Consider the following 21,183-nt stretch of genomic DNA (forward strand, 5'->3'; position numbering starts at 1 on the left):
AACTGGCGGTGAATGACCGTACTTCTCCCCAGTTCTTCCCCCATGCAGACCCGTCACATTGCTCTTCTGTTCACCGCCCTGGCACCTCTGGCCCATGGTGCGGCTGCGCCCGTGACCTTTGAAAAACACATCCGCCCCATCCTGAAGGCCCAGTGCTTCCACTGCCATGGTGAGGAAGGGGAAATGAAGGGCGGCCTGGATGTCCGCCTGGCCCGTTTCATCCTCAAAGGCGGCGATGAAGGGCCCGCCATCGTCCCCGGCAAAGCGGCGGAAAGCCATCTCCTGAAAATGGTCCAGGAAGGCGAGATGCCCAAGGGCAAGGCCAAGCTGAAAGACAGCGAGATCGCCCTCATCGAGCAGTGGATCGCCCAGGGGGCCAAAACCGCCCGCCCAGAGCCGGAAAAACTGGGGCCGGAACATGCCTTCACCGATGAAGAACGCGCCTGGTGGGCCTTCCAGCCCATCCGCAAGCCCGCTGTCCCGGCGGTCACCACAGCCGCTGCCATCACCAATCCCATTGATGCCTTCGTGGCGGAAAAGCTGGCCGAGAACAAGCTCTCGTTCTCGCCTGAGGCGGACCCCGTGACCCTCCTGCGCCGCCTCACTTTTGACCTCACCGGCCTGCCACCGGAGCCGGAGGATGTGGCCCGTTTTGAAACCGCCGCCACCCGTGGCGCTGCCGAATACCGCCGGGCCTACGATGCCGCCATCGAGCGCCTGCTTTCCAGCCCCGCCTATGGCGAGCGCTGGGGCCGCCACTGGCTGGACATCGCCGGATACGCCGACAGTGATGGTTATACCGACAAGGACCTGGAGCGCAAATGGGCCTATAAATATCGCGACTACGTCATCCAGTCGCTGAACAAGGACAAGCCCTTCGACCAGTTCGTGCGTGAGCAGCTTGCCGGGGATGAAATGGTGCCGCAGCCGCATAAAAACCTCAGCGCGGACGCCATTGAAAAAATCACCGCCACCGGCTTTCTGCGCATGGCGGCGGACGGCACCGGTGCCATGAATGACAAGGTGGCCCAGAACTCCACCATCGCCGACACCCTCAAAATCGTCAGCACCGCCTTCTATGGCATGACCATCGGCTGCGCCCAGTGCCACGACCATCGTTATGACCCCATCACCCAGGCGGATTACTACCGCCTGCGTGCCGTTTTTGAGCCTGGCTTCAACGCTCCGAAATGGAAAACGCCCGCTGCCCGTCTTGTCTCATTGCAGACGGCGGAAGAAGCTGCCGCTGCCGCCAAGGTGGAGGTTGAGGCCAAAAAAATAGATGCCGCCCGCCTCGCCCAGACGGAAGTTTTCATCACCGAAGTGCTGGAGAAAGAGCTCGCCAAAGTCGCCGAAAAAGACCGCGAAGCCCTGCGCACTGCCTACCGGACCGATGTCAAAAAACGCACGCCTGAGCAGCTCGCCCTGCTGAAAAACAATCCGCGTGTGCTCAAGCTTCACGCCGGCTCCCTGTACCTTTACGACACGACATACAAGACCAAGCACGCCAACACCCTGAAGGAAATGGCGGCCCAGGCCGCCGCCGTCCGCGCCACCAAGCCCAAGGAAGAATTCATCCACGCTTTCGACGAGCCGCCATTGAAGCCTGAGCTGGTGCCTGCGACCTTCATTTTCCACCGTGGCGACATCGAGCAGCCCAAGGACAAAGTGCAGCCCGGTGACCTCACCGTCCTCGCCGGCCAGCGCCAGATCGAGGTGCCGGAGAAAAACCCCGCCACGCCCACCACCGGCCGCCGCCTCGCCTTCGCCAACTCGCTGACGGATGGCAAGCATCCTTTGTTAGCCCGTGTCATCGTCAACCAGGTCTGGAAGCGCCACTTTGGCAAGGGCCTGGTCAATACCCCGGATGATTTCGGCCAGCTCGGCGAAAAACCCAGCCACCCGGAATTGCTGGATTATCTGGCCGCCGAGTTCATGAACAACGGCTGGAGCCTCAAGCAGCTTCACCGCCTCATCGTCACTAGCAGCACCTTCCGCCAGTCCTCACGCCGCGATGACCAGCGGGATCTGGTGGATCCCGACAATCGCCTGCTCAGCCGCATGAACGTCCTCCGTCTGGAGGCCGAGACCCTGCGCGATTCCTTCCTCGCCGTCTCCGGCAAGCTCAATCCCAAGCTCGGCGGCGCGCCCGTGCCCGTCACTTTTAGCGAAGAAGGCCAGATCATCATCGGCATCGACACCCGCGACACCGCTGGCCGCCAGACTGGCAAATACACCTCTCTGCAAGGCGAGGAATACCGCCGCAGCATCTACGTGCAGGCCCGCCGCAGCACCCCGCTGGAGATGTTCGCCACCTTTGATGCCCCGGCCATGACGGACCCCAACTGCGCCAGCCGCCCCGTCACCACCGTCAGCCCGCAGAGCCTCCTGCTCATGAACAACGGCTACATGCGCGAGCACGCCCAGGACTTCGCCATGCGCCTCCAGCAGGAAGCCGGTCCCGATCTCGAAAAACAGATCCGCCTCGCCTGGCAGCTCAGCTTCAGCCGCGCCCCCAGCATGGCCGACCTCCAGACCGCCACCGATTTCGTCCAGGCCCAGACCGCCCATTACCAAGCCAATCCCACCAAGCTCGAGCACGTCGCCGGCCCCGCCGAGAAAAAAGACGCCAGCCCCGCCCTCCTCGGCCTCACCGCCCTCTGCCACGGCCTCATGAGCTCGAATGAGTTCCTTTATGTGGACTGAGTTGAAAGGACTGTCCCTGTGCTAATCCATTACCCGTAATATCTTTATGTGCGACATGCTTCCTTCCTCCCCTCTCAGCCGTCGGGCCATGCTGGGCCGTACGGCTTATGGCATTGGCGGCATTGCTTTGGCTTCGCTTTTGCAGCAGCAGGGGCTTCTGGCGAATCCGGCCCTGGCAGGCGGCGGGCCGCAGCACTTTGACCTGACGCCGAAACCGGCGCACGGCTTTGGCCAGGCCAAGGCGATGATCTCCATGTTCATGCAGGGCGGGCCGAGCCACATTGACATGTTCGAGCCCAAGCCGGAGCTGGCCAAGCTGGACGGCAAGGACTTCCCCGGTGAGATCAAGTACGATGACGCTGCTGGCGCGAGTCGCGAGGTGATGGGACCGCAGTGGAAGTTCAAGCCGCGCGGTGAGAGCGGCATCGAGATGAGCGACCTCATTCCTTACATGGGCAGCATTGCCGATGAAATGACGCTCATCCGCTCCATGCATACGGGCGTGAACAATCATGGCCAGTCCATCTATGCGCTTCTCAATGGCCAGATCGTCGGCGGACGGCCCACCTTGGGAAGCTGGATCACTTACGGCCTCGGCAGTGACAACCAGGATCTGCCCGCCTATGTGGCTCTGACCGACCCGCGCGGCCTGCCCGTGCTGGGCGTGGACAACTTCAGCAATGGCTGGCTGCCTTCCGTTTATCAGGGCACCGTGGTCAGGTCCAAAGAGCCGCGCATTTTGAACCTCGACCCGCCGCTTTCGCTTAAGGGCGAGGCGCAGTCGCGATACCTCAAGTTTGTCCAGGGGCTCAATCGCGAGCACGCGGATGCGCGTCCGGGCGAGAGCGATCTGGAGGCCCGCATTCAGAGCTTTGAGCTGGCGGCCCGCATGCAGACGGCGGCGAAGGAAGCGCTGGACATCAGTGGCGAAAGCGAGGCCACGAAGAAGCTTTACGGCCTGGACAAACCGGCCACGGAAGAGTTCGGCAAACGCTGCCTCATCGCCCGCCGCATGGTGGAGCGCGGGGTGCGCTTTGTCTCCATCTTCACCGGCAACCAGACCTGGGACCATCACAGCAGCATCCTCACCTCCCTGCCGAAGGCTTGTGAGCAGGTGGACCAGCCCGCAGCGGCCCTGGTGCTGGACTTGAAACAGCGTGGTCTGCTGGATTCCACCGTCGTCCATTGGGGCGGCGAGATGGGCCGTCTGCCTGTGATTCAGAATCGTGCCGGTGCCAAGGACCGCAAGACCGTGGGCCGCGACCACAACACCTATGGCTTCAGCATGTGGGTGGCCGGTGGTGGTTTCAAAGCCGGTTATGCGCATGGGGCCACGGATGAGTTTGGGCATCATGCGGTGGACAAGGTGGTGAACCACTATGACTACCATGCGACCCTGCTGCATCTGTTTGGACTGAATCCGAAAAAGCTGACCTATAAGCGCAACGGTACTGAGCAGGTACTGGTGGAGAACCCTGCGGCGCGGGTGGTGACGGAGTTGCTGGCATAGTACTCATCACTCTCCGAGTGATGCGTTATGGGAGGTGGAAGCACATCTGGTTTTCGAAGAACCGAGAAGATGTCCTTTGTTGTTTGAATGTTTGTTAGGCGGCGGGGTCGTGGAACGCATCACTCGGAGAGTGATGAGTACTGTACTCGCGAAGATGTCCTTTGTTGTTTGAAAGTTTGTTAGGCTGCGAAGTCGTGGGCCGCATCACTCGGAGAGTGGTGAGTACTGTACTAACCCAGAAGCGCTTCGAGGCGCTTGACGCTGACGGGCTGGGCGGTGCCGAGTTCTTGGGCGAAGATGGAGACGCGGTATTCTTCAAAGAGCCAGCGGAAGGCTTCTCGGTTGGCATCGCTGACTTCCTGCTCCCAGCCGTTGAAGTCGGCAATGGCGGCGGCTTTGTCCAGGTCCTTGGCGGGGTTGTTGGCGGCGCGTTCGGCACGGAGGAGAACGGCTTTCAAATAGCGCGGCAGGTGCTGAAGCTGGGCGTGGGGCGTGACAGACAACAGGTTAGGCGGCAGCAGGCGGGCGAGGTCCTTTTCCAGGCCGGCGTAGCGTTTGGGATAGGCCAGGATCTTTTGGCGCAGCTCCTCGGTCTGCTTGAGCAGGTCGCGAACGCGATGCGTGAGGGCGGGGATCTCCCGGCGGGCGCGCTCGCACATTTCCATGAAGCGTTTGTGGGTGAGCGGCAGCAGCGGCTCCAGGCGCAGGGCATGGGCCAGGATGTGATCACAGGCGGCTTCGGCTTTGCTGCCGGCGGGTGCATTCGCATGGGGTGCGGACATGGAGCCGAGCGCTGCCAGGCCGCCTTGGAAGTTCATGGTCTTTTGAGGGGCGGCTTTGACATCCAGCACGCGCAGCTCCTTGTGCAGCCAGGAGATGTCCTTGCCCATGAGATTTTCGGCGAGCTTGCGCACGGCGGCGGGGGTTTGCCTGCGGGCTTCTTCGGGCCGTTTGAACAGGCGCAGGTCCACCTCGCCATCGCGGAGGACAAGGCCGGGATGGCCGAGCACGGGCACGCCCTGGATGGTCTCGATGAGCACGGTTTCCGGCAGATCGCCAAAGGACCAACTGGACAGGGCATAGTCCTCGAAGCGTTTGGCCACCTGGTCCCAGGCACCGGAGGGGCGGGCCTGCTCCTGCTTGCGCATGGTCTCGCGGATGCTGTCCACATCGCGGCTGGTCATGACGGTTTTGTTGCCCTGGCCCATCACTTCCACGCGCGGTTGCAGATAGGCGGGGAGGGTTTGTGCATCCCAGTCGCTGGCCTTGACTTGCAGGCGGTAACGCTGGCGGAGAAACTCGGCGAGGGCTTCGTGGAAATCGGCGCGGCCGGGATCGAAGTCTTTGGCGATCTCGCGGGCTTTGACTTCCAGGGGCAGCAGGTCACGGCGGACGGTCTTGGGCAGGGCACGCAGCAGGGTGGTGATCTGCTCTTCGCGCAGGCCGGGCACCATCCAGAGCACCTGGCCGCTGGTCAGGTGCTCGGCCATGGGCAGGGGGACCTGGACGGTCACGCCATCATCTTCCTGGCCGGGTTTGTAGGCATAGGTGATGGGCAGCACGGAGTTCCCGAGCGAGGCGGCATCGGGGAACATTTCCAGGTCGTGGGAGAGGTCGTCGCCGCCGGTCAGGTCCTCTTCGCGGGCGCAGAGAAAACCGGGTTCATCGCGCACGCGGGCGTTCACCAGCTTGTTCAGGTCATGCACGGAGGAGATGGCCTCCAGGCGGGCGCGATAGAATTCAAAAAGATGTTCTTCAATGGCATACACGCGGCTGCTGCGCACGCGGGTCAAGGTGGCCTCCAGGCGGTCGCGTAACTTTTGGTTATGCTGGAAGAAGCGGTGCGGAAGATTGGTGGTGCCTTCCAGCAGGGCTCCGCGAATGAATAGCTGGGTGGCAGCCACGGGATCAATCTTGCCGAAGTCAATGGGCTGGCGTTTCACCTCCAGGCCGTGCAGAAGAAGACGTTCGGTGACCAGAACGCGGCCCGCCTTGGCGCTCCAGTGGGGTTCGCTGTAACGGCGCTCCACGAGATGGGCGCCTAGCTCAGCGGCCCATTGCGGATCTATGCGGGCGATGGAGCGGGCGAAGAGTTGCGAGGTCTGGACGATTTCGCCGGCGACGATCCACAAGGGCTGGCGGGTTTTTCCCTGGCCCTGCTTGCCCTGTTTTTCGCGGCGTTCGTAAAGATTGGAACCGGGAAAAACCATCACCTCGCGGTTGCCTGCGGCCTTGTACTGGTTGCGCTCCAGGCGGGTGGCGATGTGGCCGAGATGACCGGCCAGGATGCAGCGGTGGATGGCCTGGTCGGCGGTGCTGGCCGCGTCCTTCTGGGCCACTTTTTCGGCGGCTTTTTCCCAGGGGGACGAGGCGGTGGCGGGTGCTTTGGCGGCAGGAGGTGGTGGCGAGGCGGAGGCCTTCTTCCGGTCATCGCGGAAGGTGTCGCGAAGCTGATGCCAGACATCGCGCCACTCGGTCATGCGGGTGAAGCTAAGGAAGTAGGATTTGCAGTATTTGCGCAGGGCGTTTTTGCCGCTGTTTTCCGGGTCGGGCGCGTGATTCCAGATCTTGAGCAGGCTGATGAAATCGGACTCCGGGGAGGTGAAGGTTTTATGGGCGGCCTGGGCCTGCTCGCGTTTGTCCTCGGGGCGCTCGCGCGGGTCGGGGATGCTGAGGCCGGCGGCGATGATGAGCATGTCTTCCAGGCAGCCCTCGCTGCGGGCCTGCAGGAGCATGCGGCCCAGGGTGGGGTCGAGAGGCAGGTTGGCCAGCTCGCGGCCGGTGGCGGTCATCTCATGGGTTTCGCCCAGGGCGCCGAGTTCATGCAGCAGGTCATACCCGGCGCGGAGGGCGGCGCTGACGGGAGGGTTGATGAAAGGGAAGGTTTCGATCTCGCCTAACCGGAAGGCTTTCATCCGCAGGATGACCTCGGCGAGGTTGGAGCGCTGGATCTCCGGCTGGGTGAAGCGGGAGCGTTTGTTAAAATCCTCCTGTTCATACAGGCGGATGCAGATGCCGTCCTGGACACGCCCGGCGCGGCCTGCGCGCTGGTTGGCGCTGCTCTGGCTGATGGCTTCCACCGGCAGCCGCTTGGTGCGGGTGCGCGGATTGTAGCGGCTCATGCGGGCCAGGCCGGTATCCACCACATAGCGGATGCGGGGCAGGGTGATGGAGGTTTCCGCGACGTTGGTGGCGATGATGACGCGGCGTTTGGAGCCTGGCGAAAACACCTTTTGCTGCTCATGCGAGGCCATGCGGCCAAAGAGGGCGAGGACCTCCATGCCTTTGCCCAGGCGGCCATCGAGAGCATCGCGGGTATCGCGGATGTCGCGCTCGGTGGGCATGAAAACGAGGACATCGCCGGTATCGGTCTCGATCAGCACTTCCTCCACGGCGACGATGGCAGCATCGACATAACCTCCGTCGTCATCGTCACCCGCCGGTTTATAGCGGATGTCCACGGGGTAGAGACGGCCGGAGACTTCGATGATGGGCGCACTGCCAAAGTGGGCGCTGAAGGCCTCCGTATCAATGGTGGCGGAGGTGACGACGAGCTTCAAATCCGGCCGCTTTTCCAGCAGTGTCTTCAGGTAGCCTAACAAGAAGTCAATATTGAGCGAGCGCTCATGGGCCTCGTCGAGGATGAGGATGGAATAGGAACGCAGGAGGGGATCGCTCTGGATCTCGGCCAGCAGGATGCCGTCCGTCATGAACTTGATGCGGGTGTCACGGCTGGTGTCGTCGCTGAAGCGCATCTTGCAGCCGACCTCGCCGCCCCAGCGGACGTCCAGCTCTTCGGCCACGCGCTTGGAGACGCTCATGGCGGCGACGCGGCGCGGCTGGGTGCAGCCGATCATGCCACGAGCATCGCCAAGCACCTCCAGGCACATTTTGGGGAGCTGGGTGGTCTTGCCGGATCCAGTTTCGCCGGCTAGGATGACGACCTGGCTGGAGCGGATGGCCGCGAGGATGTCGTCGCGGCGGGCGGTGATGGGGAGGTCGGCAGGGTAACGGATCAAGGCGGGGGGCAGGCTGAATCAGGGGATCGACAGCCTCTCACAGGACGGGGGGAATCGCAAATAATCCGTATGCGTGTTCCGGCCCTTACTTGGTGACCATTTCGTCCAGGTTGAGCAGGAGGTTGGCGACGAGGGTCCAGGCGGCGAGCTCGGCGGGATCGAGGGAGGGGTCGGGTTTGGATTCGCCGTAGGTGATGGCGAGTTGGGCCTCCTCGGGGCGGGCTTGGTAATCGGTCAGATGGTGGTCCAGGGCCTGGCGGATGATCTCGGCTTCCTGGGCGCTAGGGTAGCGGCCGGTGGTGCTGCGGAAGGCGCGGGTGATGCGGGAATCGGCGTTTTTTTCTTGAAGCAAAAGTTGTTGGGCGAAGTTGCGGGCGGCTTCGAAGTATTGTACGTCGTTCATCAGGTTGAGGGCCTGAAGGGGGGTGTTGCTGCGCTCGCGGCGGAGGCAGTAGGACTCGCGGTTGGGCGCGTCAAAATTGGTCATGCCGGGAGGCGGTGCGGTGCGCTTCCAGAAGGTGTAAAGGCTGCGGCGGTAGAGGGATTCGCCGGTGTCCTGGACGTAGTTGCGGGTGTTGCTGCCGCCGAAGCCGACGGGCTCCCAGATGTTTTCGGGCTGGTAGGGGCGCACGCCTTTGCCGCCAATTTTGGGACTGAGCAGGCCGCTGACGAAGAGGGCGCTGTCGCGGACGACTTCGGCATCGGCACGGAAGCGGGGGCCACGGGCGAGCAGGCGGTTTTCAGGATCTTTTTGCAGGCTGGCGGGGGTGAATTCGGCGCTCTGGCGGTAAGTGTGGGAGGTGACGATCTGCTGGACAAAGGCCTTGGTGTCCCAGCCCATTTCGCGATAGGTGACGGCCAGCCAGTCGAGCAATTCCGGATGGCTGGGCGGCTCGCCCTGGGAGCCGAAGTCGTTGGTGGTCTTGACAAGGCCGGTGCCGAAAAACTGCTGCCAGAGGCGGTTGACGATGACCCGGGAGGTGAGGGGATGGTCCGGGGAGACGAGCCAGTTGGCGAGGTCCAGGCGGCTGGGATTTCCGGCATTGGGCAGGGGCGGGAAGATGGCGGGGGTGCCCCGGCTGACTTTCTCGCCGGGCTGGTCGTAGAGGCCGCGATCCATGATGAAACTTTCCCGTGGCTCGGGCAGGTCGGCCATGATGAAGGTGGCGGGAATGATGTCCTCCAGGGCCTTGCGTTTGGACTCGAGGGCGAGCTTCTGGCCGCGGACGCCATTGACGATTTCGCGGGCGCCCTGGTATTCGTTTTCAAACCACCAGTCTTTGACGCTTTTGGTTTCGGCCTCGGTCCATTCGGCGGCTTTTTTGCCCCGGACGATGAGTTGCAAATCCTGCGGGAGGGCGGCGACGCGCTTGCCCTGATTCTTTTGCACCCAGAGGCTCCAGGACCATTGGACATCCTTGGCGGGGTCCACGCGGGAGCTCATGCTGAGACGGTCCCAGGTGACGGTGCCGCCGAACTGGGTGAAGGCGTAACCGGTGACTTTCATGCCCGGCTTGAGGCCGATTTTTTCAATGGGGATGTCGAGCTTGACCCACTCGCCGGTTTTGGGCAGAGCGCCCATTTTGACCCGCTCGGGGGTGCGGACTTTGCCAAAGGGGATGGCCCCTTCCTCTCCCCAGAAGGCGCGGTGGTTCCAGCCGCCGACGTGGAACTGGAGCATGATGGAGGAAGGCGGATTTTTGGGATCCAGGAAGCAGTGGGCGGTGAGGCGGCCATTGGCGGGCACATCAAAGGTGGCTCCGCCGCTGAAAAAATCCTGGGCGACAGCGGTGGCGGTGCGCTGGATGGCGGTCTCGCCGCTGAAAACGGGGCCGTCTTTTTTGCTGACGAAGGTGGTGGGGGCACCGCCGGCCCCATTGACGGTGACGCCGGCAGGGAAGCTGTCCTCAAACCAGACGACCTCGCTGTTTTGCACCGGGGGAGGCGGGGTGAGGGTGGCGGGATCGGTGTACTCGATCTTGGCGATGGCGGCTTTGATTTCGGCCTGCTTGGCGGTGATCTGCTGGTCGAGGCTGGCGAGCTCGGCCTTCTGCTCCGGCGTGGAGAGGCGGAGGATGGGCGGGGTGAGGAGGATGTTGCCGTCCATGGCGGGATCTGCCGCGCTGTTGAAGAAGGCATACATGGAATAGAATTCCTTCTGGCTGATGGGATCAAACTTGTGGTCGTGGCAGACTGCGCAACCTGCTGTTAGGCCCATCCAGACGGCGACGGTGGTATCCGTGCGGTCCACGGCGTAACGGAAGACGAATTCCTCGGCGATAGAGCCGCCCTCGCTGGTGGTGACGTTGCAGCGGTTGAAGCCGGAGGCGATCTGCTGGTCCACGGTGGCATTGGGCAGGAGGTCCCCGGCGAGCTGCCAGCGGGTGAACTCATCAAAGGGAAGGTTGTCATTGAAGGCGCGGACGACCCAGTCGCGGTAGGGCCACATGCTGCGTTCATTGTCCAGGTGCAGGCCGTGGGTATCGGCATAACGGGCGGCATCCAGCCAGTAGCGGCCCATGTGCTCGCCATAGCGGGTGGATTTTAACAGACGGGCGACGACTTTTTCATAGGCATCCGGGGCGGTATCCGCCAGGTAGGCATCCACTTCTTCGACGGTGGGCGGCAGGCCGGTGAGGTCCAGGGTGACGCGGCGAATGAGGGTTTCTTTGGAAGCCTCCGGGGAGGGGGTGAGGCCTTCGCTCTTCAGGCGGTCCTGGATGAAGGCATCGATGGGATTGCGAACGAGGGGGCTTTTGATGTCCGGCGTGGCGGCCTTGACGGGTTTTTCAAAGGCCCAGTGGTTTTTATACTTCGCGCCTTCTTTGATCCAGCGCTGGAGGATCTCGGCCTGTGCGGGAGTGATCTTTTTATGCGACTCCGGCGGGGGCATGATGTCGTCCTCATCTTTGGAAAGGATGCGGGTGATGATGCTGCTGGCGGCGGGGTCGCCTGGCTTGACGGGCTGGATGCCGTCGATGGCCTGGTAGGCTCCCTCCGGGGTGTCGAGCCGGAGGTCGGCCTTGCGTTTGCTGGCATCGAAGCCGTGGCAGGCGAAGCAGTTGTCGCTGAGAATGGGCCGGATGTCCCGGTTGAAATCCAGCGGGGCGGCGGCGCTCGCGGCCTGGGCGGCGAACACGGAAAAGGCGATGACGAAAAGGGTGCGCATCAGAAGGGAGTATAACGTCAGGGAGGGGAGGGGGTTATCATGGGGGGCGGGGATTGGGGGGCGGATCCGATCTTCTGGTTTGTCTTATTCGATGGGGGGAAGCTGGGGGTGGGGGATAGGGGGACTTTTTTTTGGACAGGATTACAGGATTGGCAGGATTGACAGGATGGGGGGACTGAAGGCGGGGAGTATTAAGGTCTTGAACAAGGTTGGGATGAAGATTTTGGCGGGGTCATTTCGGGCTGGTCAATTCTTGGGGGATGTGAAGAATCGGGGGATGAAATACATCCTCGCGCTTGACCAAGGGACGACCAGCAGCCGCAGCATTCTTTTTGATCAAACGGGCAAGGTGGTGGCGACGGCGCAGAAGGAGTTTACGCAGCATTATCCGCAGCCGGGGTGGGTGGAGCATGATGCGGGGGAGATCTGGAGCACGCAGCTCAAGACCATCAAAGAGGTGCTGAAAAAGGCGAAGGCGACGGGCAAGGACATCGCGGGGATCGGCATCACGAACCAGCGGGAGACGACGGTGGCGTGGAACAAGACGACGGGGAAGGCGGTGGGGAAGGCCATCGTGTGGCAGGACCGGCGGACGGCGGCTTTCTGCGACCGGCTGAAGGCGAAGGGGGCGGAATCCATGATCCGGCACAAGACGGGGCTGGTGGTGGATGCGTACTTTTCGGCGACGAAGATGAACTGGATGCTGAAGCATGTGCCGGAAACGAAGGCGCTGGCGAAGAGCGGGGAGCTGGCCTTTGGCACGGTGGACTCCTGGCTGCTGTGGAACCTGACGGAGGGGCGGGTGCATGGCACGGATGTGAGCAATGCCTCCCGCACGATGCTCTATGACATCACCAAAGGAGCGTGGGATGCGGAGCTGATGAAACTCTTCGGCGTGCCGAAGGAGACGCTGCCGAAGGTGATGGCGTCCAGCGGGGTGTTTGGGGAGACGTCGCTTTTTGGCAGCAGCATCCCGATCGCGGGGATCGCGGGGGATCAGCAGGCGGCGCTTTTTGGGCAAGTTTGTACGACGCCGGGGATGGTGAAGAACACGTATGGGACGGGCTGCTTCATGCTGATGCACACGGGGACGAAGAGGATCGCCTCAGGCAACAATCTGCTGACGACGGTGGCGTGGCAGATCGGCGACGGGGAGCTGGAGTATGCGGTGGAGGGGAGCGTGTTCATCGCCGGGGCGGTGGTGCAGTGGCTGCGCGACGGGCTGGGGATCATCAAAAAATCCGCCGATGTGGAGGCTCTGGCCGCGCAGGTGGAGGACAGCGGCGGGGTGTATCTGGTGCCGGCCTTTGCCGGACTGGGCGCACCGCACTGGGATCAGTATGCACGCGGTCTGATGTGCGGCATCACGCGGGGCACGACGAAGGCGCATATCGCCCGCGCGGCGCTGGAGGGGATCGCCTTTCAGGTGACGGACATCCTGCATGCGATGCAGGCGGATGCTGGGGTGAAGCTGCGCGAATTGCGGGTGGACGGCGGGGCGAGCAATAACAATCTGATGATGCAGTTCCAGGCAGACCTGCTGGGCGTGCCAGTGGTGCGGCCGGTGGTGACGGAAACGACGGCGCTGGGGGCGGCGTACCTGGCGGGGCTGGCGGTGGGCTACTGGAAGAACCAGGCGGAGATCGCCACGCAATGGAAGACGGAGCGTCGCTTTGAACCGGCGATGAAGGCAGCGCAGCGGAAGGGCTTGATGGCCGGATGGAACCGGGCGCTGGAGCGGACGAAGGGGGAGTGAGGGGGGCCTTTGACCCAGGGTTCTTCGAACCCTGGGCTAGGGGATGCAAGCCCGTTGGGCTTGGAGACGGGGGGGTGAGGTTGGGGTGGGAACGAGGGGACGAGGGGACGAGGGGGGCGACGTGGATGGGTTGCCTGGCTCTTTGACGCTTTGATTAACTGAGGCGCTTGGAGACTTCGGCGGAGAGGAGGCGGTTGTCGGCGCGGCCGGCGGCGCGTTCGCCGAGGACTTTCATGACGTTGCCCATGTCTTTTTTGGAGGTGGCGCCGAGCTCGAGGATGACGGTGTTGACGAGGGTTTCCATCTCGTCGGCGGTCATGGCGGCGGGGAGGTATTTTTCGAGGACGGCGATCTCGGCTTTTTCAGTGGCTGCGAGGTCGGGGCGGCCGCCGGCTTCATAGCTGGTGACGGAGTCCTGGCGTTTTTTGAGCTCTTTGCGGATGACGGCGATGGCCTCGGTGTCTTCGAGCTCGCCTTCGGCACCGTGTTTTTCAATGGCAGCGTATTTGATGGCGGACTTGAGGCCGCGGATGACGCTGAGGGCGACGGTGTCCTTCGCCTTCATGGCGGTTTTCATGTCTTCGGTGAGCTGCTGGGAGAGGGGCATAAAGGGAATGGTTGGTGCAGTGGGATTGTGGCGTGGGGCGGTGGGGTTGTCCAGGGGGATGGGTGGCAAAGAAAGACCCCCAGGCGCATGGGGATGCGCAAGGGGGCGGATTGTTGAGGCGGAAACCTGGGAACGGCTATTTCAAGGTGACCTTGATGCCGGGGATGGCGGCGGTGAGGTCTTTGACGGCGGCGGGGGTGGCCTGGGTCTGGAAAAGGGAGATGGTTTTGAGGGACTTGATGGAGGCGAGGTGCTTGACGCCTTTGTCGGTGACGGCGGTGCCGAAGAGGTTGAGGTGCTGGAGGTTTTTCAGGCCGGTGAGGGATACGAGGCCGGCATCGGTGACCTTTGTCTGGCGGATGTCAAGGGAGGCGAGGCGGGGGAACTGGGCGACGGTTTTCAGGGCGGCATCGGTGATGACGGTGCGGCCGAGGTCGAGCTGGGCGATGTTTTCTTTGAGGGGAAGGAGGACGGCGACTTTTTCATCATCGCACTTGGAGACGCCGGTGAGGAAGTCGGCGCGGAGCAGCGGGCTGTCCATTTTGAGGGTGGCGAGCTGGGCACCGGCGGCTTTGGCTTTATCGATGGCGGCGGCATCGGCGGGTTTCAGGCCTTCTTGCAGTTTTGCATAGAAGACTTCATGCTCGCGGACTTTGACGGCAGCGGCTTTGGCGGCGTCCTCTTTGGGCGCACCTTCCATGTTGCCTTTCCAGCCGCCGAAATCGGCTCCGCTTTCGATCCATTCTTTGAGGAGCTGGACCTCGGTCTTGGTGAGGGGATCGCCTTTGGGGGGCATGAACATGTCGTCGTCCTCGGGGAGGGTGACGACTTCGTACATGTAGCTTTTGGCGAGGTCGCCAGGTACGAGGGAGGGGCCGCTTTCGGCACCTTTGAGCATGGCCCAGGCGGCATCGAGGCGGAGGTCGGCCTTGGGCTTTTTCATTTTGCCGTCCACCATTTTGGGGGCGCTGTGGCAGTCCAGGCATTTGGCCTCCAGGACGGGGAGGATCTGTTTTTCAAAGTCCACGGCGGCGTGCAAAGCGGGGGCGATGCCGGTGAGGGCGAGCGCAAAAAAAGGGAGGCGAAACGAAGCGGGAGACATGCGGATTGGGGGTGGGTGTGTATGGTGCGCGAAGAAACTTTAGGAAACCTGCACCACCTGCGAGAGAAACGCTTGCCTCAGCGTCTTGTTTCAAGGAAAACTGCTTCAACCCTTACTGATCCTGACCTCATGCCCACACGAATCGAAACTGATGCCCTCCTGCGACGCTCCACCCTGGCCATCGTGATGGGCGGCGGGGCGGGAACCCGCCTGTTCCCGCTAACGAAGGACCGGGCGAAGCCGGCGGTGCCGCTGGCGGGGAAGTACCGCATCGTGGACATCCCGATCAGCAACTGCATCAATTCCGGTGTGCGGCAGGTGTATGTGCTGACGCAGTATAACAGTGCCTCGCTGAACCGGCACATCGCGCGGACGTATCAGTTTGATGAGTTTACGCGCGGGTTTATTGAGGTGCTGGCGGCGCAGCAGACGCCGCAGGGGGAGCGCTGGTACCAGGGGACGGCGGATGCGGTGCGGCAAAATTTGCGATACTTTTTGGAAGGGGATCATGAGTATTTCCTGATCCTGAGCGGTGACCAGCTCTATAGGATGGACTTCCGCAAGGTGATGGACCAGCATTTGATGACTGGGGCGGAACTGACGATCGCGACGCTGCCGGTCAATGCGACGGATGCGACGAGCTTCGGCATCATGAAGGCGGATGCGACGGGCCGGATCCATGAATTTGTGGAGAAGCCGAAGGACCCTGCGGTTCTGGAAGACTTCCGCATGCCGGCGGAAACGCTGAAGGAACTGGGGCTGCCGGTGGATGAACCTGCCTACCAGGCCTCCATGGGGATTTACGTTTTCAACCGCAAAGCGCTGATCGAAAGCCTGGACAATGACTGCATGGACTTTGGCAAGCATATCATCCCGGCCGCGCTGAAGAACTACAAGGTGCACTCCTATAACTTCCAGGGCTACTGGGAGGACATCGGGACGATCCGCAGCTTTTTCCAGGCGAACCTGGACCTATGCAAGCTGGTGCCGCAGTATGACTTCTTTGATTCGTCGGCCCCGATCTTTACCCACGCCCGCTTCCTGCCGGCGACGAAGATTAATGGCGCGGTGATCCGCGAGGCGCTGATTTCAGACGGGTGCATCATTACGGATGCGCATGTGGAGACAGCGGTCATCGGCATCCGGTCCATTATCGAGACAGGCACGACCATCCGGGATACCGTCATCATGGGAGCGGACTATTATGCGGGGGCGGCAGGGACGGATCTGACCAAACCGGCACCCGGGATTGGCCGCAACTGCCGGATTGAAAAGGTCATCCTGGATAAAAACGTCCACGTTGGGGACAATGTGGTCATCACTCCTGAAGGGAAGCCGGAGAACATGGACAGCGAGCTGTTCTATATCCGCGATGGCATCGTGGTGATTCCGAAGGACACGGTGATTCCGGCGGGAACCTGGATTTAAGACCTTCCGGAAATCAGCGGCCCACCACCGCCGCCTCGCCGACCTCCCAGGATTTTCCGGCGGCGCGGACGGCAACGGCGCTGGCGTTGGCGGGCCAGGCGAGCTCCTTTTGGTCTTTGAAGGTGACTTCGACGGTTCGCCATTTGCCCTCAATCATGGCCTGGATGACCCACCAGCGGCTGTAGCCTTCCCAGCGGACGTCTTTGAAACCCCAGCGGAAGCGTTTGCCTTCGGCGAACTTTTCGATCAATGGGGCGGGCAGGGCGACGTTGCTGAGCCAGGGGCTGGCGGGCGGCAGGGCGTGGATGTTATAGGCGCGTTCCTTTGCATAAGTGCCGAGCTTGCCGAGATTTTTGTCCAGGGCGCCGAAGTTCCAGTGGAAGTGGCCGGGCGTCATGCGCAGGCCGCGCTCGCGCAATACGCTGATCTGTTTGAGGATCTCGCCTGCGTTGCGGTCGTCGCCGACTTTGCTGCTGTTCATGCCGGGCCAGATGTGGCGGCCGGCGGTGTTTTGCTCCAGCCACCAGTCGTAGTAGGTGGTGAAGCCGAGCTTGGGGCGGTCAATGGTCCAGTAGAGCTGCGGAGTGAGGTAGTCCACCCAGCCCTGCTGCAGCCACTTGCGGCTGTCGGCCCCGAGTTCCTCATAGGGGTCCAGGCCGCCGCCGGTGCCTTCGGGATGGTTGGGCCGCCAGAGGCCGAAGGGGCTGATGCCAAATTTGACGGTGCGTTTGATGCCCTTGATGCCGGTGTAGATGGCGCGGACGGTTTCGTCCACATTTTGACGGCGCCAGGCAGTCAGACTCTGGGTCATGCCGCCCAGCCCATTGTATTGGGCATAGGCGGCTGCGTCGTTAAAGGGAACCGGCTTTTTGTCCGCGCCGGTGATGGGATAGGGGTAGAAGTAGTCATCCATGTGGATGCCATCCACATCATAGCGGCGGGTCACGTCCAGGATCACATCCACGGCACGCTGGCGTACCTCCGGGATGCCAGGGTTCATCCACCAGTCGCGGCCGTATTTGACGGTCCATTCGGGTTTGGTGCGGCGGATGTGGTCGGCGCTGGGGCTGTGCTTGTCCCCGGCGAGTGCGCGGTAGGGATTGAACCAGGCGTGCAGTTCCATGCCAAGGCGGTGCGCCTCCTGGATGGCGAATTCGAGAGGGTCCCATTTGGGGGAGGGGGGGAGGCTCATGAGGCCGCTGAGGTAGGGGGACCAAGGCTCGATGTTGGAATCGTAGAGCGCGTCCCCGGCAGGGCGGACCTGAAAGATGAGGCAGTTCAGGCCATGGTCATGGGCGCTCTGGATGAGGCGCTGGAGCTGCTCTTTCTGTCGGGTGGCGGGGAGGCCGGGCTCGCTGGGCCAGTTGATGTTGTGGACAGTGGCGATCCATGAACCCCGCAGCTCCCGCGCGGGAAGCGGGACCGTGGTTTGTGCCGGGGCCTGGAGAATGGAAAGAAGGAGCAAGGAAACGAGGAAGCGCATGGAAGGAAAGGGGCGGAAGGATTCGGGCGCACTGGGCAAAAGGGATGGCGGCTGTCAGATATCAGCTGCAGGCTGACTGGCTAAGCCCTTTCTTTACCACCAAAAAGGGTATTTCAGACGTATCATTTTGCGTGCCGTTATTCACAGTGCGTTATATACGTTCCCGCCATGCCACCCAATTCCATCCATCGTCTGCTGCTATGCACAGTGCCTGTGCTGGGCCTGCTGCTGGTGGGATGTGCGGGATATGAGGTGCCTGCTTTGGAGAAGCTGAAATCCCTGGAGACCAGCGATGACAACACGGCTGCTGCAAATGGTGCACAATTGGTAAGTTTAACATCCGGAGAGGGTGATCTGGCCCCTGGTACGGATACCTCTCCGGTGGACCTGGCATTCTTGCTGACCATGGACTATGCGGAGGCCAAGACGATCTCCGGGCAGAGCCTGGACCTCGGCATCAACGGCCGTGTGGCGGCGGAGAACATTGAGGTAATCAAATCCGACAAAGAGGGCCGTGCCCGGAAGGTACGTGCCACTGGTAAAGTGTACCTGGAAGCCGGAGCGGATGATTCAGCCAAGATTCTTTGCCAGGAGGCATTCATCAATGGTGACGAAGCGGTGCTCCGGGGCAAGCCCATCCTGCAGCGTGGAGGCACGATCATTGAGGGTCTGGAAGACGATACGGTTTTTTATTTCCTGGGCACACGTCTGCGAGTCATTGGTAAACACCGTGTCACCAACCCCAATGCCATGCTGGCAACCGGACTGCCTGACCAGGGGCCGTGGACTGCGGGACCGAATCCGCTTTTGCCCGCCCTCAGTGAAAACAGTGTGCCCTTGAACATTCGGGAAGAGATGCAGAAGGCGGCTGAAGCGGAGGCGCTGATGCAAACGCAGCGCAATGAAGCCATGCAGCAGCCAGAGGGTGCTCCGGCACCTTGGGTGAAGCCGGGGGCGTGAGAGGAATGCGCAGGCATTCGCCTCAGTCCACATACCGCATTTCGCTGCTGGCCAGCAGAGCCTGGGCGAAGGCTGCCCAGACGAGATGGCTGCGTTCGGCTTCTCCCTCCACGGTTGAGACCAGGTGCAAGTCTGTTTCACGGATGAATTCTGCGGCACGTTCTTTTTCGGCAGTGGTGGGGCCGCGGCCAAGAGCGAGGCGGTAGGCGGTGTGGATCCGCTGATCGTGGTTGTCGCCGTCTTTAAGCATCAGACGTTTGGAAAACTGCTCTGACTGTTCCACCAGGAAGCGGTTGTTCAGCAGGTAAAGCGACTGAGTGGGCAGGGTGGAAACATCACGCCTGCCGGTGACGGCGGTACCGTCCGGCAGGTTAAAGGGCGTCAGCTCCGGGGGCATGGAGTTGCGCAGCATGAGCAGGTACACACTGCGGTGCGGGCTGGGCTGGTGCAGGTGGTCCAGTTCATTGATGAGCACATCGCGCGCCTGAATGAGAGAGCCCTGCCCGGGGCGGGCATCCAGGCTGCCGCTGGCTTTTAAAATGGCATCTCTTAATGCTTCCGCATCCAGCCGCCGGCGATTGTGCCGGGCTTGCAGCAGGTTGTCGGGATCGGCTTTGACCAGGGCTTCATCGCAGGTGCTGTCCTGCTGATACGTGCGGCTTAGAACCAGGTCACGGATCATGCGTTTCATTGACCAGCCCTGTTTGATGAAACGGGTAGCCAGATGATCCAGCAGCTCCGGGTGGGTCGGCCTTTCACCATAGACACCAAAGTCATCCGGTGTCCGCACCAGGCCCTCACCAAAGAGATGCAGCCAGAGGCGGTTGACCATGACCCGCGCGGTCTGAGGGTGTTTGGGATGCGTGAGCCATTGGGCCAGTTCGAGACGGCCGCTCTGCTGACCGGTTGGTGGGATGGCCACGTCCAGGCTGCCGAGGGTGGTCAGGAATCCGCGAGGGACACTGGCACCGAGTCGCTTGGATTCGCCGTCTATGTTCAGTTTGCAGTCTTCGATCTTCTTCGCCTCCCGCACGCCCATGGCCAGACTGTCGCTGTTCTTGTAAGTGTGGACCACTTTAGCCGGTGTGCGGCGCGGTTTGTTGGCCAGGATGACGGGCTCGATCTCCGCCCTGGGCTTTGCAGGAGGAGAGGCGCGTAGCTCGTGCAAGGCGGTTTGCGGAGCTGTGAGACCCTGCATGGCCGCAGCGCCCCAAAGCGTTTCCGTGCTCTTGAAGATACCGGCCATCGCGTAATAATCGCGGGCGGAAATGGGGTCGGTTTTGTGGTCATGACAGCGCGCACAAGCGACGCTCAATCCCATAATGCCATGCCCGACGACGCCGATCTGGTCGGCGACGACATCCATCTCAAAGTTCTCATTCATCGCCTTGGCCGGCTTGGCTCCCAGGGCTAAAAAGCCGGTGGCGATGAGCTGCCGGTCGCGCAGGGCAGGGGACCCGGCAGGGATCAGGTCTCCGGCGATCTGCTCTGTGATGAAGCGGTCATAAGGGGTGTCTTCATTGAAGGACTGGATGACGTAATCACGATAACGCCACGCATGGGGAAAGCTGGGATTGCGGCTCAGGCCGTCATTGCCGTTGGACTCGCCAAAACGTGCCACATCCAGCCAGTGCCGCCCCCATCGTTCGCCAAAGTGCGGGCTTTGCAGCAGGCGGTCCACGAGCTTTTCATAGGCCTTGGAGGGGTTGGTCGCGTGGTTGGACTCTTGGTTAGTCGCTGAGACAAAATCATCAACCTCCTTTGCCGTCGGTGGCAGGCCGGTCAGGTCAATGAACACGCGCCTGACCAGAGTGGTCGCTGAGGCATCTCTGGCCGGATGCTGTCCGGCGGCTTCGATCTTTTGCAGAATGAAAGCATCTAGAGGGTCACGCTGCCAGGTACTGTTCTTTACCTTTGGCACCGCGTGATCCTTCACGGGTTGATAAGCCCAAATAGAATCGGGATCATGAACGGTCATCCGGTCCGTCTGCCGGGGCCGCTCTTCGCGAGGGTCCGGTGCGCCCATCTTCACCCAGGTGATAAAATCCTGCACCACGCCCTCAGACAGGGGCTTGTCAGGTGGCATCTCGATTCCCTCATACTTCAGAGCCTGGATGATGAGGCTTTCATCCGGGTCACCGGGCACCATGGCCGTGCCGGATTCGCCGCCCTCCAGCATATCACCGGGACTGTCCAGCAGCAGCTTGCCGCCGATCTTTCTGGCTCCCGCTGAGTGGCATTCGTAACATTGTTTTACAAGCACGGGCCGGATCCTGGCTTCAAAGAAAGCGCGTCTTTCAGCAGTCATCTCTGCGGCACCGGCAGTGCCCAGGCTGCAAGCAAGCGCCACCCATAGGACATGGCGGATAGAAGCAGGCATGGAGAAAGGCTGCATAAGCAATCCATCCTATACGCCAAAGAACCGGCCTGTTTTGCGCAGCTT

General features: G+C 61.9%; 11 protein-coding genes. 5 read left to right on the top strand and 6 right to left on the bottom strand.

Annotated features, from left to right (window positions below; translation table 11 throughout):
• The first annotated feature begins 12 nt into the window (after positions 1 to 12).
• On the top strand, positions 13 to 2,706 hold the full coding sequence (locus tag WJU23_RS04250) for a PSD1 and planctomycete cytochrome C domain-containing protein (protein WP_346331292.1): 2,694 nt from the start codon (positions 13 to 15) through the stop codon (positions 2,704 to 2,706).
• A 55-nt stretch (positions 2,707 to 2,761) separates the two neighbouring features.
• The gene (locus WJU23_RS04255; RefSeq protein ID WP_346331293.1) at positions 2,762 to 4,216 is read left to right on the top strand and encodes a DUF1501 domain-containing protein; all 1,455 of its coding nucleotides are present in this window, start codon (positions 2,762 to 2,764) and stop codon (positions 4,214 to 4,216) included.
• A gap of 230 nt (positions 4,217 to 4,446) precedes the next feature.
• On the opposite strand, the gene hrpA is transcribed toward WJU23_RS04255, so the two are convergent.
• Together hrpA and WJU23_RS04265 are read right to left on the bottom strand one after the other, a co-directional pair.
• The gene (gene hrpA / locus WJU23_RS04260; protein WP_346331294.1) at positions 4,447 to 8,235 is read right to left on the bottom strand and encodes an ATP-dependent RNA helicase HrpA; all 3,789 of its coding nucleotides are present in this window, start codon (positions 8,233 to 8,235) and stop codon (positions 4,447 to 4,449) included.
• An 85-nt stretch (positions 8,236 to 8,320) separates the two neighbouring features.
• A complete protein-coding gene (locus WJU23_RS04265) occupies positions 8,321 to 11,404 on the bottom strand; it encodes a PSD1 and planctomycete cytochrome C domain-containing protein (protein WP_346331295.1) in 3,084 nt (1,027 codons plus the stop codon).
• Positions 11,405 to 11,681: 277 nt separating this feature from the next.
• Between WJU23_RS04265 and glpK the strand changes: the two genes are divergently transcribed.
• Positions 11,682 to 13,160: a glycerol kinase GlpK gene (glpK, locus tag WJU23_RS04270; protein WP_346331296.1), complete on the top strand. Its 1,479-nt coding sequence runs from the start codon at positions 11,682 to 11,684 to the stop codon at positions 13,158 to 13,160.
• 154 nt (positions 13,161 to 13,314) lie between these two features.
• On the opposite strand, the gene WJU23_RS04275 is transcribed toward glpK, so the two are convergent.
• Together WJU23_RS04275 and WJU23_RS04280 are read right to left on the bottom strand one after the other, a co-directional pair.
• Positions 13,315 to 13,767 carry a GatB/YqeY domain-containing protein gene (locus WJU23_RS04275; protein WP_346331297.1) on the bottom strand — a complete coding sequence of 151 codons (453 nt, stop codon included), beginning with the start codon at positions 13,765 to 13,767 and terminating at the stop codon, positions 13,315 to 13,317.
• Between the two features lie 136 nt (positions 13,768 to 13,903).
• Entirely contained in the window at positions 13,904 to 14,869 is a 966-nt protein-coding gene (locus WJU23_RS04280) for a c-type cytochrome domain-containing protein (protein WP_346331298.1), read from the bottom strand.
• Positions 14,870 to 14,998: 129 nt separating this feature from the next.
• Between WJU23_RS04280 and WJU23_RS04285 the strand changes: the two genes are divergently transcribed.
• Complete coding sequence (locus WJU23_RS04285) at positions 14,999 to 16,297, top strand: glucose-1-phosphate adenylyltransferase (protein ID WP_346331299.1); 1,299 nt, start codon at positions 14,999 to 15,001, stop codon at positions 16,295 to 16,297.
• Positions 16,298 to 16,310: 13 nt separating this feature from the next.
• Here WJU23_RS04285 and WJU23_RS04290 read toward each other — a convergent pair whose 3' ends face one another.
• A complete protein-coding gene (locus WJU23_RS04290; RefSeq protein ID WP_346331300.1) occupies positions 16,311 to 17,780 on the bottom strand; it encodes a family 10 glycosylhydrolase in 1,470 nt (489 codons plus the stop codon).
• Between the two features lie 168 nt (positions 17,781 to 17,948).
• On the opposite strand from WJU23_RS04290, the gene WJU23_RS04295 reads away from it, so the two are divergent.
• Positions 17,949 to 18,740 carry a hypothetical protein gene (locus WJU23_RS04295; protein WP_346331301.1) on the top strand — a complete coding sequence of 264 codons (792 nt, stop codon included), beginning with the start codon at positions 17,949 to 17,951 and terminating at the stop codon, positions 18,738 to 18,740.
• A gap of 22 nt (positions 18,741 to 18,762) precedes the next feature.
• Here WJU23_RS04295 and WJU23_RS04300 read toward each other — a convergent pair whose 3' ends face one another.
• The gene (locus tag WJU23_RS04300) at positions 18,763 to 21,120 is read right to left on the bottom strand and encodes a PSD1 and planctomycete cytochrome C domain-containing protein (protein ID WP_346331302.1); all 2,358 of its coding nucleotides are present in this window, start codon (positions 21,118 to 21,120) and stop codon (positions 18,763 to 18,765) included.
• Between the last annotated feature and the right edge of the window lie 63 nt (positions 21,121 to 21,183).

The organism is Prosthecobacter sp. SYSU 5D2 (genome assembly GCF_039655865.1).
Lineage (GTDB): Bacteria > Verrucomicrobiota > Verrucomicrobiia > Verrucomicrobiales > Verrucomicrobiaceae > Prosthecobacter.

Bases quoted from the DNA above. Each gene is read 5' to 3' on its own strand.
- WJU23_RS04290 (WP_346331300.1), bottom strand. From the start codon at position 17,780: ATGCGCTTCCTCGTTTCCTTGCTCCTTCTTTCCATTCTCCAGGCCCCG.
- WJU23_RS04285 (WP_346331299.1), top strand. From the start codon at position 14,999: ATGCCCACACGAATCGAAACTGATGCCCTCCTGCGACGCTCCACCCTG.
- glpK (WP_346331296.1), top strand. From the start codon at position 11,682: ATGAAATACATCCTCGCGCTTGACCAAGGGACGACCAGCAGCCGCAGC.
- WJU23_RS04250 (WP_346331292.1), top strand. From the start codon at position 13: ATGACCGTACTTCTCCCCAGTTCTTCCCCCATGCAGACCCGTCACATT.
- WJU23_RS04295 (WP_346331301.1), top strand. From the start codon at position 17,949: ATGCCACCCAATTCCATCCATCGTCTGCTGCTATGCACAGTGCCTGTG.
- WJU23_RS04300 (WP_346331302.1), bottom strand. From the start codon at position 21,120: ATGCCTGCTTCTATCCGCCATGTCCTATGGGTGGCGCTTGCTTGCAGC.
- WJU23_RS04275 (WP_346331297.1), bottom strand. From the start codon at position 13,767: ATGCCCCTCTCCCAGCAGCTCACCGAAGACATGAAAACCGCCATGAAG.
- WJU23_RS04255 (WP_346331293.1), top strand. From the start codon at position 2,762: ATGCTTCCTTCCTCCCCTCTCAGCCGTCGGGCCATGCTGGGCCGTACG.
- WJU23_RS04280 (WP_346331298.1), bottom strand. From the start codon at position 14,869: ATGTCTCCCGCTTCGTTTCGCCTCCCTTTTTTTGCGCTCGCCCTCACC.
- WJU23_RS04265 (WP_346331295.1), bottom strand. From the start codon at position 11,404: ATGCGCACCCTTTTCGTCATCGCCTTTTCCGTGTTCGCCGCCCAGGCC.